Origin of the sequence: Streptomyces sp. NBC_00727 (assembly GCF_045161745.1) — a bacterium.
In the GTDB taxonomy this organism is placed as follows: Bacteria; Actinomycetota; Actinomycetes; order Streptomycetales; family Streptomycetaceae; genus Streptomyces.
The window spans coordinates 4,523,185-4,539,221 of the sequence record NZ_CP108981.1; the positions used below are offsets into that span (position 1 = coordinate 4,523,185).

General features: G+C 72.4%; 15 protein-coding genes and 1 pseudogene. 9 read left to right on the top strand and 7 right to left on the bottom strand.

The window, feature by feature from the left end; all coding sequences use genetic code 11:
* The first annotated feature begins 219 nt into the window (after positions 1–219).
* Together OG242_RS20565 and OG242_RS20570 are read left to right on the top strand one after the other, a co-directional pair.
* Positions 220–1,659: an NAD(P)H-quinone dehydrogenase gene (locus OG242_RS20565; protein WP_405899554.1), complete on the top strand. Its 1,440-nt coding sequence runs from the start codon at positions 220–222 to the stop codon at positions 1,657–1,659.
* Positions 1,660–1,868: 209 nt separating this feature from the next.
* Positions 1,869–2,819: a DeoR/GlpR family DNA-binding transcription regulator gene (locus OG242_RS20570; protein WP_405899555.1), complete on the top strand. Its 951-nt coding sequence runs from the start codon at positions 1,869–1,871 to the stop codon at positions 2,817–2,819.
* 31 nt (positions 2,820–2,850) lie between these two features.
* On the opposite strand, the gene OG242_RS20575 is transcribed toward OG242_RS20570, so the two are convergent.
* A complete protein-coding gene (locus OG242_RS20575) occupies positions 2,851–3,447 on the bottom strand; it encodes a TetR/AcrR family transcriptional regulator (protein ID WP_405899556.1) in 597 nt (198 codons plus the stop codon).
* Between the two features lie 124 nt (positions 3,448–3,571).
* Positions 3,572–5,326, bottom strand: coding sequence for an acetyl/propionyl/methylcrotonyl-CoA carboxylase subunit alpha (locus OG242_RS20580; RefSeq protein ID WP_405899557.1), 1,755 nt, complete (start codon positions 5,324–5,326; stop codon positions 3,572–3,574).
* Between the two features lie 372 nt (positions 5,327–5,698).
* Here OG242_RS20580 and OG242_RS20585 point away from each other — a divergent pair, with 372 nt between their 5' ends.
* Positions 5,699–6,136, top strand: coding sequence for a hypothetical protein (locus tag OG242_RS20585; RefSeq protein ID WP_405899558.1), 438 nt, complete (start codon positions 5,699–5,701; stop codon positions 6,134–6,136).
* A 7-nt stretch (positions 6,137–6,143) separates the two neighbouring features.
* On the opposite strand, the gene OG242_RS20590 is transcribed toward OG242_RS20585, so the two are convergent.
* From OG242_RS20590 to OG242_RS20605, 4 genes are all read right to left on the bottom strand, one after another.
* Positions 6,144–6,752 carry a Maf family protein gene (locus OG242_RS20590; protein ID WP_405899559.1) on the bottom strand — a complete coding sequence of 203 codons (609 nt, stop codon included), beginning with the start codon at positions 6,750–6,752 and terminating at the stop codon, positions 6,144–6,146.
* A gap of 151 nt (positions 6,753–6,903) precedes the next feature.
* Complete coding sequence (gene mmpB, locus OG242_RS20595; protein ID WP_018101029.1) at positions 6,904–7,032, bottom strand: morphogenic membrane protein MmpB; 129 nt, start codon at positions 7,030–7,032, stop codon at positions 6,904–6,906.
* 79 nt (positions 7,033–7,111) lie between these two features.
* On the bottom strand, positions 7,112–7,318 hold the full coding sequence (locus tag OG242_RS20600; protein ID WP_405899560.1) for an acyl-CoA carboxylase epsilon subunit: 207 nt from the start codon (positions 7,316–7,318) through the stop codon (positions 7,112–7,114).
* Positions 7,319–7,332: 14 nt separating this feature from the next.
* Positions 7,333–8,916, bottom strand: a complete 1,584-nt coding sequence (locus OG242_RS20605; protein WP_405899561.1) for an acyl-CoA carboxylase subunit beta — start codon at positions 8,914–8,916, stop codon at positions 7,333–7,335.
* Positions 8,917–9,049: 133 nt separating this feature from the next.
* Between OG242_RS20605 and OG242_RS20610 the strand changes: the two genes are divergently transcribed.
* The 5 genes from OG242_RS20610 (at position 9,050) to hutH (ending at position 15,006) form a co-directional block, all read left to right on the top strand.
* Entirely contained in the window at positions 9,050–9,913 is an 864-nt protein-coding gene (locus OG242_RS20610; protein ID WP_405899562.1) for a biotin--[acetyl-CoA-carboxylase] ligase, read from the top strand.
* A gap of 125 nt (positions 9,914–10,038) precedes the next feature.
* Positions 10,039–11,220: an adenylate/guanylate cyclase domain-containing protein gene (locus tag OG242_RS20615; RefSeq protein WP_405899563.1), complete on the top strand. Its 1,182-nt coding sequence runs from the start codon at positions 10,039–10,041 to the stop codon at positions 11,218–11,220.
* Between the two features lie 75 nt (positions 11,221–11,295).
* Positions 11,296–12,108, top strand: coding sequence for an enoyl-CoA hydratase/isomerase family protein (locus OG242_RS20620; RefSeq protein WP_405899564.1), 813 nt, complete (start codon positions 11,296–11,298; stop codon positions 12,106–12,108).
* Positions 12,109–12,193: 85 nt separating this feature from the next.
* Entirely contained in the window at positions 12,194–13,372 is a 1,179-nt protein-coding gene (locus tag OG242_RS20625; protein WP_405899565.1) for a diguanylate cyclase domain-containing protein, read from the top strand.
* Positions 13,373–13,461: 89 nt separating this feature from the next.
* Positions 13,462–15,006: a histidine ammonia-lyase gene (hutH, locus tag OG242_RS20630; protein WP_405901672.1), complete on the top strand. Its 1,545-nt coding sequence runs from the start codon at positions 13,462–13,464 to the stop codon at positions 15,004–15,006.
* A gap of 72 nt (positions 15,007–15,078) precedes the next feature.
* On the opposite strand, the pseudogene OG242_RS20635 reads toward hutH, so the two are convergent.
* Positions 15,079–15,261 (bottom strand): annotated as a pseudogene (locus OG242_RS20635) (hypothetical protein); the annotation flags it as partial.
* 162 nt (positions 15,262–15,423) lie between these two features.
* On the opposite strand from OG242_RS20635, the gene OG242_RS20640 reads away from it, so the two are divergent.
* Positions 15,424–15,828, top strand: coding sequence for a hypothetical protein (locus OG242_RS20640; protein WP_405901673.1), 405 nt, complete (start codon positions 15,424–15,426; stop codon positions 15,826–15,828).
* Positions 15,829–16,037 lie beyond the last annotated feature (209 nt).

A 16,037-nucleotide genomic window follows, 5' to 3' on the forward strand; every position in this document is an offset into this window, starting at 1 on the left:
CCGCGAGAAGGGGGATTCAGGGGGTGGGGCACAGGGGCGGATTCACCGGCCGCATCCGTGCGCCGCGCACCCCGGCGCACGGATGGAGGGCCCCGGGGAGAAGCACCTTGAAGCGTGCGGGACAATGAAGTACGTACTGCATTCCCCCGGGGCGATCCCCCGGACCCCCGGCCGGGACAGCAGACGGCCGCGGGACGAGAAACGCGAGGCGGACTTTTCGTGACCCGGATCGTGATCATCGGCGGCGGACCCGGCGGGTACGAGGCGGCCCTGGTGGGCGCCCAGCTCGGCGCGGAGGTGACCGTCGTCGACTGTGACGGCCTCGGCGGCGCGTCCGTCCTCACCGACTGCGTGCCCTCGAAGACCCTGATCGCGACGGCCGAGGTGATGACCACCTTCGACTCCTCGTACGAGGAGCTGGGCATCATCGTCGCGGACGACACCCCGCACATAGAGCAGGCCGCGCGTGTGGTCGGCGTCGATCTGGGGAAGGTCAACCGCCGGGTGAAGCGCCTGGCGCTCGCCCAGTCCCACGACATCACCGCCTCCGTCACCCGCGCCGGCGCCCGTGTGATGCGCGGCCGCGGCCGTCTGGAGGGCCTCCAGGCCGCCGACGGCTCCCGCCAGGTCGTCGTCACGGCCGCCGACGGCACGGAGGAGACGCTCACCGCGGACGCCGTGCTCATCGCGACCGGCGGCCACCCCCGGGAGATCCCCGACGCGCAGCCCGACGGCGAGCGCATCCTGAACTGGACCCAGGTCTACGACCTCGACGAGCTGCCGCAGGAGCTCATCGTCGTCGGCTCGGGTGTCACCGGTGCCGAGTTCGCCGGCGCCTACCAGGCCCTCGGCTCGCACGTCACCCTCGTCTCGTCCCGCGACCGGGTGCTGCCCGGTGAGGACCCCGACGCCGCCGCGGTCCTGGAGGACGTCTTCCGGCGGCGCGGCATGAACGTCATGGCCCGCTCCCGCGCGCAGTCCGCCAAGCGCGTCGGCGACCGGGTCGAGGTGACCCTCGCCGACGGCCGGGTCATCTCCGGCACGCACTGCCTGATGGCCGTCGGCGCCATCCCGAACACCGCCGGGATGGGCCTGGAGGAGGCCGGCGTCCACCTCAAGGACTCCGGGCACATCCGGACCGACAAGGTCTCCCGCACCAGCGCGCCCGGCGTCTACGCGGCAGGTGACGTCACCGGAATCTTCGCGCTCGCCTCGGTCGCCGCCATGCAGGGCCGGATCGCGATGTACCACTTCCTGGGCGACGCGGTGGCCCCGCTGAACCTGAAGACGGTCTCCTCGAACGTCTTCACCGACCCGGAGATCGCCACCGTCGGCTACAGCCAGGCGGACGTCGACGCGGGCAAGATCGAGGCCCTGGTCGTCAAGCTGCCGCTGCTGCGCAACCCGCGCGCCAAGATGCAGGGCATCCGGGACGGCTTCGTCAAGATCTTCTGCCGCCCCGGCACCGGCATCGTGGTCGGCGGCTGTGTCGTCGCCCCCAGGGCGAGCGAGCTGATCCACCCCATCTCGATCGCGGTCGACAACAATCTGACGGTCGAGCAGATCGCAAAGGCCTTCACTGTGTACCCGTCCCTGTCGGGATCGATCGCCGAAGTGGCCCGCCAGTTGCACAGCCGTAAGCGCACGGGCGAGGCGTAACGGCCCGGGGAGGCCGGTCCCGGAGCGGTTGCGGGCCCGGCATTCCCCGGCAACTCCCGCCAAGTCGGGCGGTTCCGTGAACGCCGTCCGATCAGGAGACGACAACAAGACGGCCGCCTATACCACTTGGCGACCACCTGTATGTACAACTTCCGCTATTCGGCGCAAACTGCTGAAAACTCTCGCGCGGTCACGTTACTGTCAGTTTCGTGTTCGCTGCAGAACGTCGTCAGTTGATCCTCGAAATGGTGCGCGCCAACGGGGCGGTATCGCTCCGTGAGCTCGCCCGCGTCGTCCAGACCTCCGAAGTGACCGTACGGCGGGACGTGCGGGCGCTGGAGGCAGAAGGACTCCTCGACCGCCGGCACGGCGGTGCGGTCTTGCCGGGCGGTTTTACGCGGGAGTCCGGCTTTCCGCAGAAATCCCATCTAGCGACCGCGGAGAAGACGGCCATCGCCGACCTGGCCGCCGGCCTCGTCGAAGAGGGCGAGGCCATCGTCGTCGGTGCCGGTACGACCACGCAGGAGCTGGCCCGCCGGCTCGCGCGCGTCCCCGGCCTGACCGTCGTCACCAACTCGCTGCTCGTCGCCCAGGCGCTGGCCCATGCCAACCGGGTGGAAGTGGTGATGACCGGGGGCACCCTGCGCGGCTCCAACTACGCCCTCGTGGGCAGCGGAGCCGAGCAGTCCCTCCAGGGGCTGCGGGTCTCGCGCGCCTTCCTGTCCGGGAGCGGGCTCACCGCCGAGCGCGGGCTCTCCACGTCCAACATGCTCTCCGCGAGCGTGGACCGGGCGCTGGTGCAGGCCGCGGCCGAGGTGGTCGTCCTCGCTGACCACACGAAGCTCGGCTCCGACACGATGTTCCAGACGGTGCCGACGGATCTCATCACCCATCTGGTGACGGACGAACCCGCCGCGCACGACGACCGGGCGGCGGCGGAGCTGCAGGCGCTGGCGGACCAGGGCGTGCGGATCGCTGTCGCGGGTGGGAGTGCTGCGTCGGCCGCGGCGGACTCGGGTGCGGGTGCGCGGTCCGGGCGGCGGGAGATGCCGTTGCCGGGGCAGCGGCGTACGCAGGGGCAGCCGTTGCGGGCGCTCGGGGAGGCGGCGGTGGAGCGGGAGCGGGACCGGGCCCGGGTGGCGGATCTGCGGCGGCGGTAGCACGGGGGCTCTGCCCCCGGGCCCCCGCTCCTCAATCGCCGGAGGGGCTTGATTTGAGGCCCCGCAGCGTCAGCGTCAGTAGGCGGGTCGCCAGTTGCGGGTCGTCCGGGGATTGTTCCGCTGCCAGGGCGATCGCGTTCGTCAGTTGCATCAGGTCGTCGATCGAGACGTCCGGGCGGACCGAGCCGGCCGACTGGGCGCGGCCCAGGAGTGCCGAACCCGCCTCGCGCAGCGGGGTGTTGCACCGGGCCAGGGCCGAACTCTCGTCGCGGCACGTCGACATGAGCGCCTGGGCCAGGCCGCGGTACTCACCCGCATGAGTGACGATCGCGCCCAGCCACTCCACCAGGGCGTCGCACGGGCGCTCCGCCTCGGCCAGTTCACGGGAGCGGATGATCAGGGAGGTCACCGCCTCCTGGAAGACCGCGCTCATCAGTGCGTGCCGGGTCGGGAAGTGGCGGTACAGCGTGCCGATGCCCACCCCCGCGCGGCGTGCGACGTCCTCCAGGGACGCGTCGGTGCCGTGTTCCGCGAAGGCGGTACGGGCCGCCGCCAGCAGCCGGCCGTGGTTGCGGCGCGCGTCGGCACGCATGGGCCGGGCCGACGTCCCTGCCGTGCTCATCGCCATGGTGCGGTCCCTCCTGTCTCCCCGGTCTCCAGGATGCCATCGCGCGGGCGGCGGCCGGTCCCCGAATGCGCCGGTGCCCCGGTCACGTCCGAGGACATGACCGGGGCACCGGCGGGGAAGAGCGTCAGTCCTTGATCTCGCAGATGACCGCACCGGAGGAGATCGAGCTGCCGACCTCGGCGGCCAGGCCCTTGACCGTGCCGGAGCGGTGCGCGTTCAGCGGCTGCTCCATCTTCATGGCCTCCAGGACGACGATCAGGTCGCCCTCCTTGACCTCCTGGCCCTCCTCCACGGCGATCTTCACGATCGTGCCCTGCATCGGGGAGGCGAGGGTGTCGCCGGAGACGGCCGAGCCGGACTTCTTCGCCGCGCGGCGCTTGGGCTTGGCGCCCGCCGCGAGGCCGGTACGGGCCAGGCTCATGCCGAGCGAGGAGGGCAGCGAGACCTCCAGGCGCTTGCCGCCGACCTCGACGACCACCGTCTCGCGGCCGGCCTCGTCGTCCGCGTCCGCATCGGCGGGAGCGGCGAACGGCTTGATCTCGTTGACGAACTCCGTCTCGATCCAGCGGGTGTGGATGCGGAACGGGTCGGCGGTGAACGCCGGGTCCGTCACGACCGCACGGTGGAACGGGATGGCGGTGGCCATGCCCTCGACGTGGAACTCCGCCAGGGCGCGGGCGGCACGCTGGAGCGCCTGCTCACGCGTCGCACCGGTCACGATCAGCTTCGCCAGCAGCGAGTCCCAGGCGGGGCCGATGACCGAGCCGGACTCCACGCCCGCGTCCAGGCGGACGCCCGGGCCGCTCGGCGCCTCGAACCTCGTCACCGTGCCGGGGGCCGGCAGGAAGCCTCGGCCCGGGTCCTCGCCGTTGATCCGGAACTCGAAGGAGTGACCGCGCGAGGCGGGGTCGTCGTAACCGAGCTCCTCGCCGTCGGCGATGCGGAACATCTCGCGGACGAGGTCGATGCCGGAGACCTCCTCGGTCACCGGGTGCTCCACCTGGAGGCGCGTGTTGACCTCCAGGAAGGAGATCGTGCCGTCCAGGCCGACCAGGAACTCGACCGTGCCGGCGCCGACGTAGCCGGCCTCCTTCAGGATCGCCTTGGACGCCGCGTACAGCTCGGCGTTCTGCGCGTCGGACAGGAAGGGGGCCGGGGCCTCCTCCACGAGCTTCTGGTGGCGGCGCTGGAGCGAGCAGTCACGGGTCGAGACGACGATCACGTTGCCGTGCGTGTCGGCCAGGCACTGGGTCTCCACGTGGCGCGGCTTGTCGAGGTAGCGCTCGACGAAGCACTCCCCGCGCCCGAATGCGGCGACGGCCTCGCGGACCGCGGAGTCGTACAGCTCCGGGATCTCCTCCAGCGTGCGGGCGACCTTCAGGCCGCGGCCGCCGCCGCCGAAGGCGGCCTTGATCGCGATCGGCAGGCCGTGCTCCTCGGCGAAGGCGACGACCTCCTCGGAGCCCGAGACCGGGTCCGGGGTGCCCGCGACGAGCGGGGCACCGGCGCGCTGCGCGATGTGGCGGGCGGCGACCTTGTCACCGAGGTCCCGGATCGCGTGCGGCGGCGGGCCGATCCAGGTCAGACCGGCGTCCAGAACGGCCTGGGCGAACTCGGCGTTCTCCGAGAGGAAGCCGTAACCCGGGTGGATCGCGTCCGCCCCGGAGTCCTTGGCAGCCTGGAGCACCTTGGCGATGTCCAGGTAACTGGCCGCCGGGGTGTCACCGCCCAGAGCGAATGCCTCGTCGGCCGCACGGACGTGCAGAGCGTCGCGGTCCGGGTCGGCGTAGACGGCCACGCTCCCGATCCCCGCGTCCCGGCAGGCCCGAGCAACACGGACAGCAATTTCGCCACGGTTGGCGATGAGCACCTTGCGCACGATGGCTCCCTCCTTGAAACAAGCTGAGTTTAGGGACAACCGACACGGTCCTACGACCCGTCCCCAATGGTGAGCTTGCCCACACGGAGTGTGATTCGAGGCGTGCTCGAGTCGCGAAATCCCTTGTGCCACCACGGTACGCCGGGTTCTGAATCCGCACAGTAGCGACCAGGTGTGCTCCAGGTCTCTATCGGCACGGGCAGCGACTTACCGTGATTCTTTGTGGAGTTCCCACTAAGGGGTGGGCAATTCTTTGCCCGGCGCACGAATGCCCGGACAGCTAGGGGTGCGCCGGGGTTCTCCCGGGCCCTTGTCGTGGCCATTACCCGTTAGTAAGGTCCGCGCTATCGCACGTACTGCTGGTAACAGGGGGTGAACGTCGTGGTGCGCAGGCTGGTGGCTTTCATAGCCGCGCTCGTGCTGGCCGTGGAAGCCGTGGGCATCGTGATCGTCAACGTGGTCATGGGCACGGTCGTGAAGAACCAGGACATGTCCCTGGCCGGTACGGACCCCGACGTGATGTCCAAGGGCGCCTGGGTGCTCGGCGGCGTCTCCGGGCTGTTCCTGCTCCTGTGTGCCGTGATCCTCGTGCTGGCGGGCGCCCGCGACCGGGCGCCGGGGCGCGTGGCGCGGATCGTGCTGATCTGCTGCGCGGTCGTCCACGGGGTGCTCGGCGCGCTGACGGTCGGACTCGTCGGCTGGGCGGCGTTCGCCTGGATGATGGTGGTTCTCGGCCTCATCGTGCTCGCCCTGGTGGCGTACGGTCCCGAGCCCGAGACCGAGCAGCCGGCCGCGCCCGCCCCCGCGTGACCGCCGCTCAGGCCCAGAGGTCGGTGACCGAGATCCCCAGCTCGCCCAGCAGGCGGCGCAGCAGCGGCAGCGACAGGCCGATGACGTTGCCCGGGTCGCCCTCGATGGAGTCCACGAACGGCGCCGACCGCCCGTCGAGGGTGAAGGCCCCCGCCACGTGCAGCGGTTCGCCCGAGGCCACGTAGGCGGCGATCTCGGCGTCCGAGGGCTCGCCGAAGCGGACCGTCGTGGACGCCGTCCGCGAGACCGTCCGGCCGGTCGCGGTGTCCGTCAGGCTGTGCCCGGTCTGCAGGATTCCGGTCCGGCCGCGCATCGACTTCCAGCGGGCGGTGGCCTCCTCCGCGTCGGCCGGCTTGCCGAGCGCCTCGCCGTCGAGCTCCAGCACGGAGTCGCAGCCGATGACCAGGGCGCCGGCGGCCTCGGGGAGCGCGGCGACGACGGCCGCCTTGGCCTGGGCGAGGACGAGGGCGAGTTCGGCGGGGGTGGGGGCGGTGAGGGCGTCCTCGTCGACGCCGCTGACGATGACCTCCGGGGCGAGGCCGGCTTGGCGCAGGAGGCCCAGTCGGGCGGGGGAGGCGGAGGCGAGTACGAGGCGCTGGGCGGTCATGACCGCCATGGTACGGACGCCGGGTCCGTGCGGGTTCGTCGCGGGGGCGCTGCCCCCGGACCCCCGCTCCTCAATCGCCGGAGGGGCTTGAAATGCCCGCCCGAGGGGCGTGAAGTGGCCGGCAGGGGGAGCGCACGCGCCTGCGCCGCCGTGAAGGCGGCTATCGCGTGCCGAGCACGAACATCGCGACGACCATCGCCAGGGCCAGGATCAGGCCCGCGCGGCGCATCATCGTCTCCGCGTCGCGGAGTTCCTTGGGGGGCTTGTTCTCGGGGTCGGACCAGAGCATGACTTGATCCTGCTGGGCGGGCCTTGGGCGGCGCCTGAGTACGCGTACTCAACCGCCGCCCCTGCCGCGTCACCAGGGCTTATGCGGGCCAGTACGTACGGGCCCAGGCGCGCGGGCCCGGCAGGTGGCGGCCGCTCCGGGCCAGGCGGCTCGGGTGGGACCAGCCGGCGGGCGGTTGCGGGGTGCCGGACGACACGGCGGACGCCGCGGCGGCACGGGCCCGGACCACCGCGAGCGCGGCGGCCAGCTCCTCCGGGGTCGGGTTGCCCCGTACGACCTTGATCATGGCCAGGGCCCTTTCTAGAGGGGGATGTTGCCGTGCTTCTTGGGCGGCAGGGACTCGCGCTTGGTGCGCAGCTGGCGCAGGCCCTTGACCACGTGTGCCCGGGTGTCGGACGGCATGATCACCGCGTCCACGTACCCGCGCTCGGCCGCCACGTACGGGTTGAGGAGCGCGTCCTCGTAGTCCGCGATCAGTCCGGCGCGCGTGGCCTCCTGGTCCTCGGCGGCGGCGATCGTACGGCGGTGCAGGATGTTGACCGCGCCCTGGGCGCCCATGACGGCGATCTGGGCGGTCGGCCAGGCGAGGTTGATGTCGGCGCCCAGGTGCTTGGAGCCCATGACGTCGTACGCGCCGCCGAACGCCTTGCGCGTGATCACCGTGATCAGCGGGACGGTCGCCTCCGCGTACGCGTAGATCAGCTTGGCGCCGCGCCGGATGATGCCGCCGTACTCCTGGTCGACGCCCGGCAGGAAGCCCGGCACGTCCACGAAGGTCAGCACCGGCACGTTGAACGCGTCGCAGGTGCGGACGAAACGGGCCGCCTTCTCGCTGGCGTTGATGTCCAGACAGCCGGCGAACTGCATCGGCTGGTTGGCGACGATGCCGACGGGGTAGCCCTCGACGCGGCCGAAGCCGGTGACGATGTTCGGCGCGAACAGGGCCTGGGTCTCCAGGAACTCGCCGTCGTCCAGCACGTGCTCGATCGCGGTGTGCATGTCGTACGGCTGGTTCGCCGAGTCCGGGATGAGCGCGTCCAGCTCGCGGTCCTCGTCGCTGACCGCCAGGTCCGCCTCCTCCGGGAAGGCCGGGGCCTCCGAGAGGTTGTTCGACGGGAGGTAGGACAGCAGCGACTTGACGTACTCGATGGCGTCCTTCTCGTCGCCCGCCATGTGGTGCGCCACCCCGGAGGTGGTGTTGTGCGTACGGGCGCCGCCCAGCTCCTCGAAGGCGACGTCCTCACCCGTGACCGTCTTGATGACGTCGGGGCCGGTGATGAACATGTGCGAGGTCTGGTCGACCATCACCGTGAAGTCGGTGATCGCGGGGGAGTACACCGCGCCGCCCGCGCACGGGCCGACGATCAGCGAGATCTGCGGGACCACACCCGAGGCGTGCACATTGCGCCGGAAGATCTCCGCGAAGAGACCCAGCGCCGCCACGCCCTCCTGGATGCGGGCGCCGCCGCCGTCGTTGATGCCGATGACCGGGCAGCCGGTCTTCAGCGCGAAGTCCATCACCTTGACGATCTTCTCACCGTAGACCTCGCCCAGCGAGCCGCCGAAGATGGTGAAGTCCTGCGAGTACACGCAGACGGGACGGCCGTCGACCGTGCCGTAGCCGGTGACGACACCGTCCCCGTACGGCCGGTTCTTCTCGATGCCGAAGTTCGTCGACCGGTGCCGGGCGAACTCGTCGAGCTCCACGAAGGAACCCTCGTCGAGCAGGAGGCCGACGCGCTCGCGCGCCGTCAGCTTGCCCTTCGCGTGCTGCTTCTCCACCGCGCGCGCCGACCCCGCGTGGGTCGCCTCGTCGATACGGCGCTGCAGGTCCGCGAGCTTGCCCGCGGTCGTGTGGATGTCGGTCTCTTCCGGCTCGGACATCGGGTGGCGGCTCCCTGCCTGGTCACGGGGACGACTTGGCTGCTGATCAGCGGGTGAACAGCTACTGAGCCGTAGCGTATCGGCGCGGATACCGTTCGGCAGTGCGTCCTTTGACACACCTAGGGTGGCTTGCATGACACCTCCGGATGCGCCACAGAGCCGTTGGTCGGACCTGGACCGGCCGCCCCTCAACGTCCCCGCGCTGCGCCGCGGACTGCTGCGGCCGGGCGCGCTGTGGACCGCCCTCGACGTCGTCGGGTCCACCGGTTCCACCAACACCGACCTCGCCGCGCGCGCGGCGGACCTCACCGAGGGCACGGTTCTCGTCGCCGAGGAGCAGACCGCCGGCCGGGGCCGCCTGGAGCGCACCTGGACGGCCCCGGCCCGCTCCGGCCTCTTCTTCTCCGTCTACCTGACCCCGGGCAACGTGCCCGCCGAGCGCTGGGGCTGGCTGCCGCTGCTCACCGGCGTCGCCGCGGCCACCGGACTGGCGCGCGCGGCGGGCGTGGACATGGCCCTGAAGTGGCCCAACGACCTGCTGGTCACTGTGGGGGGCCAGGAGCGCAAGACCGGCGGCATCCTGGCGGAGCGGGCCGGCGACGGTGTCGTCATCGGCATCGGCCTCAACGTCTCGCTGCGCGCCGACGAGCTCCCCGCCCCCACCGCCGCCTCCCTCGCCCTGGCCGGCGCGGTCTCCACCGACCGCGAGACGCTGCTGCGGGGCGTCCTGCGATCCCTGGAGCACTGGTACGGGCTCTGGCGCGACGCGGACGGCGACGCGGCGGCGAGCGGGCTCCAGGAGGCGTACGCGGCGGGCTGCGCGACCCTCGGCAAGGCGGTACGGGCCCAGCTGCCGGGCGACCGCACGCTCACCGGCGAGGCCGTGGCGATCGACGGGGACGGCCGGCTGGTCCTGTCCACCGGCGACGGGCTGCGCGAACCGGTCTCGGCGGGCGACATCGTGCACCTGCGCGGCGCGGAGGGCGGCCTGACCTGAACCGCCGAGGCGCCGCCCGCGTGCCCTGAGGACGTGAGGTAGGGCACACCTGCCGTATCGTTGAGGTGATCCACCGACGGACAGATCGGCAGGGCAGTGCGCAGGGAACGGGCAGGAGGCGGCTGGTGACCGTCGACGACACGACCTCCGGCGATGGCGCGCAGCAGTCGTCGGAACCCTCGGTGCACGCCGCACCGCACCACGAAGTCGACCACACGGCCGAACCGACCGACGATCCCCTCGCGATCCGGCTGGAACAGCTGATCCTGGGCGCCGACCGGCGGTACACCCCGTTCCAGGCGGCCCGCACCGCCGGCGTCTCGATGGACCTGGCCTCCCGCTTCTGGCGGGCCATGGGCTTCGCGGACATCGGCCAGGCCAAGGCGCTCACCGAGGCGGACGTGCTGGCCCTGCGGCGGCTCTCCGGTCTCGTCGAGGCCGGGCTGCTCAGCGAGCCGATGGCGATCCAGGTGGCCCGGTCGACCGGGCAGACCACCGCCCGGCTGGCCGAATGGCAGATCGACTCCTTCCTGGAGGGCCTGACCGAGCCCCCCGAGCCGGGCATGACCCGCACCGAGGTCACGTACCCCCTGGTCGAACTGCTGCTGCCCGAGCTGGAGGAGTTCCTGGTGTACGTGTGGCGGCGCCAGCTCGCCGCCGCCACCGGCCGGGTCGTGCAGGCGGCCGACGACGAGGAGATGGTCGACCGGCGCCTGGCCGTCGGCTTCGCGGACCTCGTCGGATTCACCCGGCTGACCCGCCGCCTGGAGGAGGAGGAGCTCGGCGAGCTCGTCGAGTCCTTCGAGACCACCTGCGCCGACCTGGTCGCGGCGCACGGCGGCCGGCTCATCAAGACCCTCGGCGACGAGGTCCTCTTCGCCGCCGACGACGCGGGCACCGCCGCCGAGATCGCGCTGCGGCTCGTCGAGGCGATGGCCGTGGACGAGACCATGCCGGCGCTGCGGGTCGGCATCGCCTTCGGCACGGTCACCACCCGGATGGGCGATGTCTTCGGCACGACCGTGAACCTCGCCAGCCGGCTGACCTCGATAGCGCCGAAGGACGCGGTGCTGGTCGACGGCGCGTTCGCCGAGGAGCTGACGCGTACGGGCGAGGCCCCGGTCTCGGAGGCGCGGGCGGCGGAGGAGGCCGCGGCGGCGGCCGAGCGGGCCGAGAAGGAGGGCCCGGACGCCGACGTGGTCCCCGTACCCAAGTACCGCTACGGGCTCCAGCCGATGTGGCAGCGCCCGGTGCGCGGCCTCGGCGTGGTCGAACCCTGGCTGCTGGCCCGCCGCGGCACGTCCTGACCCGTTCCGCACACCCTTTCGGGGGAGAGCTCTAGGATCCCTTCGGTAACGCTCGTTAACCGACAGGGGTGCAGCATGACCGTCACGTCCGAGCAGCGGTTCGGGGAGTTCGTCGCCGTACGGGTCCACGAGGGCCTGGAGCACGTCGCCGAGCTGGTTCTCGACCGGCCGAAGGCCATGAACGCGGTGTCCACGGACATGGCCCGCTCCATCGGCGCCGCCTGTGACGCGCTCGCCGCCGACCGGGACGTACGGGTCACCGTCCTCACCTCCAGCCACGACCGGGCCTTCTGCGTGGGCGCGGACCTCAAGGAACGGAACTCCTTGACCGACGCCGAGCTGGTCCGCCAGCGGCCCACCGCGCGCGCCGCCTACACGGGCGTGCTGGAGCTGCCCATGCCGACGATCGCCGCGGTGCACGGCTTCGCGCTGGGCGGCGGCTTCGAGCTGGCGCTGTCCTGCGACCTGATCGTCGCCGACCCGACCGCCGTGGTGGGCCTGCCCGAGGTCTCCGTCGGCGTCATCCCGGGCGGCGGCGGCACCCAGCTGCTGCCCCGCCGGGTCGGGGCCGCGCGCGCCGCCGAACTGATCTTCAGCGCCCGCCGGGTGCCGGGCGCCGAGGCGCGCGAGCTGGGCCTGGTCGACGAGCTGGTGGCGGAGGGCGAGGACCGGGCCGAGGCGCTGTCCCTGGCCGGCCGGATCGCCGCGAACTCGCCGGTCGGGCTGCGCGCGGCCAAGCGGGCGCTGCGGCTCGGGCACGGGCTCGACCTGCGGGCCGGTCTGGAGGTCGAGGACTCCGCGTGGCGGTCGGTGGCCTTCTCCGGGGACCGGGCGGAGGGCGTGGCCGCGTTCAACGAGAAGCGGAAGCCGAACTGGCCCGGTGAGTGACCCTGGGTATCCGTTTCCGGGCCGATCGGTCACGCTCCGGAGTTGTCGAGTGATCGCGCGGGCCATATCGCCCTAAACTGGCGCAATGGGTGGTGACGACGCACGGCTGCGGGCCGTGGTTTCGCTGGCGCAGACGATGGCCGCGGCGCACAACCCCCGGGGGTGCTGGCGAGCGGCGGCCCGGGGGGCCTGCGAGGCGCTGGGCGGCAGCTTCGCCGCGCTCTCGGTCTGGGAGCGCGACCGGGGGCGGCTGCGGGTCCTGGTCAACGCGGGCGCGCGGGCCGAGGGCGAGGAGGAGTTCCCCGAGGAGGAGGTCTATCCCGTCCACCGGTTCCCGGAGATCACCGAGTTCCTGCACGAGCGGTGGGCCGGGGGCGGCGAGCCGGACGCCTGGGTGGAGACCGCCGAGGGTCCGGTGGAGGGCGAGCCCGAGCCCGGCGCGGCCGGGGCGCACGGGTACGGGCCCGGCTACTGCCACCAGCGCGTGGCGGCCCTGCGCCGGCGCGGGCGGGGCTGCTGCGTGGTCGCGCCGATCGTGCTGCACGGGCGGGCCTGGGGCGAGCTGTACGTGGCGCGGCCGACGGGGGCGCCGGTGTTCGGGCGGGCGGACGCCGACTTCGCCACCGTGCTGGCCGCCGTGGTGGCCGCCGGGCTCGCCCAGACCGAGCGCCTGGAGGAGGTCCGCAAGCTCGCCTTCACGGACCCGCTGACCGGCCTCGCCAACCGCAGGGCCGTCGACATGCGGCTGGACGAGGCGGTGGAGCGGCACCGGGCGGACGGGGCGGTGGTCAGCCTGGTGGTCTGCGACCTGAACGGGCTCAAGTGGGTCAACGACACCCATGGCCACGCGGTCGGCGACCGGCTGCTGGAACGTTTCGGCTCGGTGCTCTCGCGGTGCGCGGCCATACTGCCCGGCGCACTGGTGGCCCGGCTCGGCGGTGATGAGTTCTGCCTGCTGGCGGTGGGCCCCGAGGCGGACGAGGTGGTCGCCGTCGCCACCGAGCTGTGCGAGCGCGCGGCCGGGCTCGAACTCGGCAACGGGGTCGCCTGCGGGATCGCGTCCACCGGCGACCCCATCGGGCCCGAGGTCTCGGCCCGGCGGCTGTTCCGGCTGGCGGACGCGGCGCAGTACCGGGCGAAGGCCGCCCGCTCCGGGCGCCCGGTGGTGGCGGGGCGCGACGGCGAGGTCATCCGGCTGGCCGACTCCCCGCCGAAGTCCCCGCACGACCGCCGCCGGCTGCGCGGCAACCGCCCCGACTGGTGACCCGTACACCCGCTCCGGGTCGTAAGGGGTCAACCCCCCTTCCACTGGTGACATGAAGGGTTTCAATCCGTACGCTGCTGAATATGGATATGCATACAGTCGTGGTGGGGACGTCCGGTACCACTGCTCAGGACGTCATCGCCGTGGCCCGCGGCAACGCCCGTGTCGAGCTCTCCGCCGCCGCGGTGGCCGCGCTGGCCGCCGCGCGCGAGATCGTGGACGCGCTCGCCGCCAAGCCCGAGCCGGTCTACGGCGTCTCGACCGGCTTCGGCGCCCTGGCCAGCCGGCACATCAGCCCGGAGCTGCGCGCACAGCTCCAGCGCAACATCGTCCGCTCGCACGCCGCCGGCATGGGCCCGCGCGTCGAGCGCGAGGTCGTCCGGGCGCTGATGTTCCTGCGGCTGAAGACGGTCGCCTCCGGCCACACCGGCGTACGCCCCGAGGTCGCGCAGACCATGGCCGACGTGCTGAACGCCGGGATCACGCCCGTCGTCCACGAGTACGGTTCGCTCGGCTGCTCCGGCGACCTGGCGCCCCTGTCGCACTGCGCGCTGGCCCTGATGGGCGAGGGTGACGCGGAGGGCCCCGACGGCACCGTCCGCCCGGCCGGTGAGCTGCTCGCCGCGCACGGCATCACCCCGGTGGAGCTGCGCGAGAAGGAGGGCCTGGCCCTCCTCAACGGCACCGACGGCATGCTCGGCATGCTGGTCATGGCCCTTGCCGACCTGCGGACGCTCTACACCTCGGCCGACATCACCGCGGCCCTCTCCCTGGAGGCCCTGCTCGGCACGGACAAGGTCCTCGCCCCCGAGCTGCACGCCATCCGCCCGCACCCCGGCCAGGGCGCCAGCGCCGACAACATGCTGCGGGTGCTGGCCGGCTCGGGCCTCACCGGCCACCATCAGGACGACGCGCCGCGCGTCCAGGACGCCTACTCGGTGCGGTGCGCGCCGCAGGTCAACGGGGCCGGCCGGGACACCCTCGCGTACGCCGCGACCGTCGCCGACCGCGAGCTGGCCTCCTCGGTGGACAATCCGGTCGTGCTGCCGGATGGCCGGGTGGAGTCGAACGGCAACTTCCACGGGGCGCCCGTCGCCTATGTGCTGGACTTCCTGGCCATCGCCGCCGCGGACCTCGGCTCGATCACCGAGCGCCGGACCGACCGGCTGCTCGACAAGAACCGTTCGCACGGGCTGCCGCCGTTCCTGGCGGACGACGCGGGCGTCGACTCGGGCCTGATGATCGCCCAGTACACCCAGGCCGCCCTGGTCAGCGAGATGAAGCGGCTCGCCGTCCCTGCCTCCGCCGACTCCATCCCGTCCTCCGCGATGCAGGAGGACCACGTGTCGATGGGCTGGTCGGCCGCGCGCAAGCTGCGTACCGCCGTCGGCAACCTCGCCCGGATCGTCGCCGTCGAGCTGTACGCGGCGACCCGTGCGGTCGAGCTGCGTGCCCAGCAGGGGCTGACCCCGGCCCCGGCCACGCTCGCCGTCATCGAGGCGCTGCGGGCGGCCGGCGTCGAGGGCCCGGGACCGGACCGCTTCCTGTCGCCGGACCTGGCCGCCGCCGACACCTTCGTACGGGCGGGCGGACTGGTCTCGGCCGTGGAGCCGGTCACCGGACCGCTGGCCTGATCAGCGCCCCTCCGCGGGATTCGTACGGCTGGATGCGGGGAAACGGCAGGTCACCCCGCCGAGCAGTTACGGCGTGGTGACTGTGCCGGTCTCGGCGAGCGTCGCCGCGCCCGCGTCCTCGCCGGCCGTCGTCGTGCTGCTGACGGGCGCGGTGCCCGTATCGTCCGTGGCGTTGGCCGACGGGACGAACCACAGGGCGCACAGCAGCGTCCCCGCGGCGGCGGCGGTCAGGAGCGGGCGACGGGTGATGGTCACGGAAACGGGTCCCCCTTTGCGACGTCCGGGAGTCCGGCTCGCCCCCGATGCTAGTGAACGCAGCGGGTCGCGGGGAAGGCATGACGGCCGGGATTTACGCTCCGCCCCATGAGCACTTCCGAGACAACCGGATCATCGCGTTTCGTCCGCCTCAAGGTGGACATGGTGGTGGAGATCACCGACCCCGACGCCCTCAGCGGAACGGCCCTGGAAAGCCTCGCGGCCGAGTACGGCGAGCCCGGCGGCGAGGGCGCCGAGGAACGCGTGCATGCCGAGGCGGCGGTACGGGAAGACGGAGCGGAGGCCCTCGCCTCGCTGATCGACCCGTTCGACCTGGTGGGGGAGGTCCCCGGGGTCGAGCTGGCCCAGGCCTCATGGAGCAGCGAGAGCATCGACTACGACCCCGACGACCCGGACGGATGGGACCTCGACGAGAGCGAGGACGAGGACGGCGACGAGGGGTACGAGGAGGGCTTCGGGCAGGACGTGATCGGTGGTGGCGCCCCGGGCGTCCCGCACAATGGGAGGGAGGCCGACGGCAACGGCGGCACGGAGCGGCGGGCCTGACCTGTGGGAACACGGCCCCGGCCCGCTCGTGGCGGACCGGGGCCGTCCCGTGCCGCGGAAGCGGGAACCACCGCCCCCGGCACGGCGTCGATGAGTGGTGTTCCCCACACATTCGACGGACGTGGAACGGGAATCCCGTAGAAGGGGTTCTTGGAACATTGACGGGGTTTCGCCGGTGGGCGGCCTTGCTCGGGGTTTTCGGGGAATTC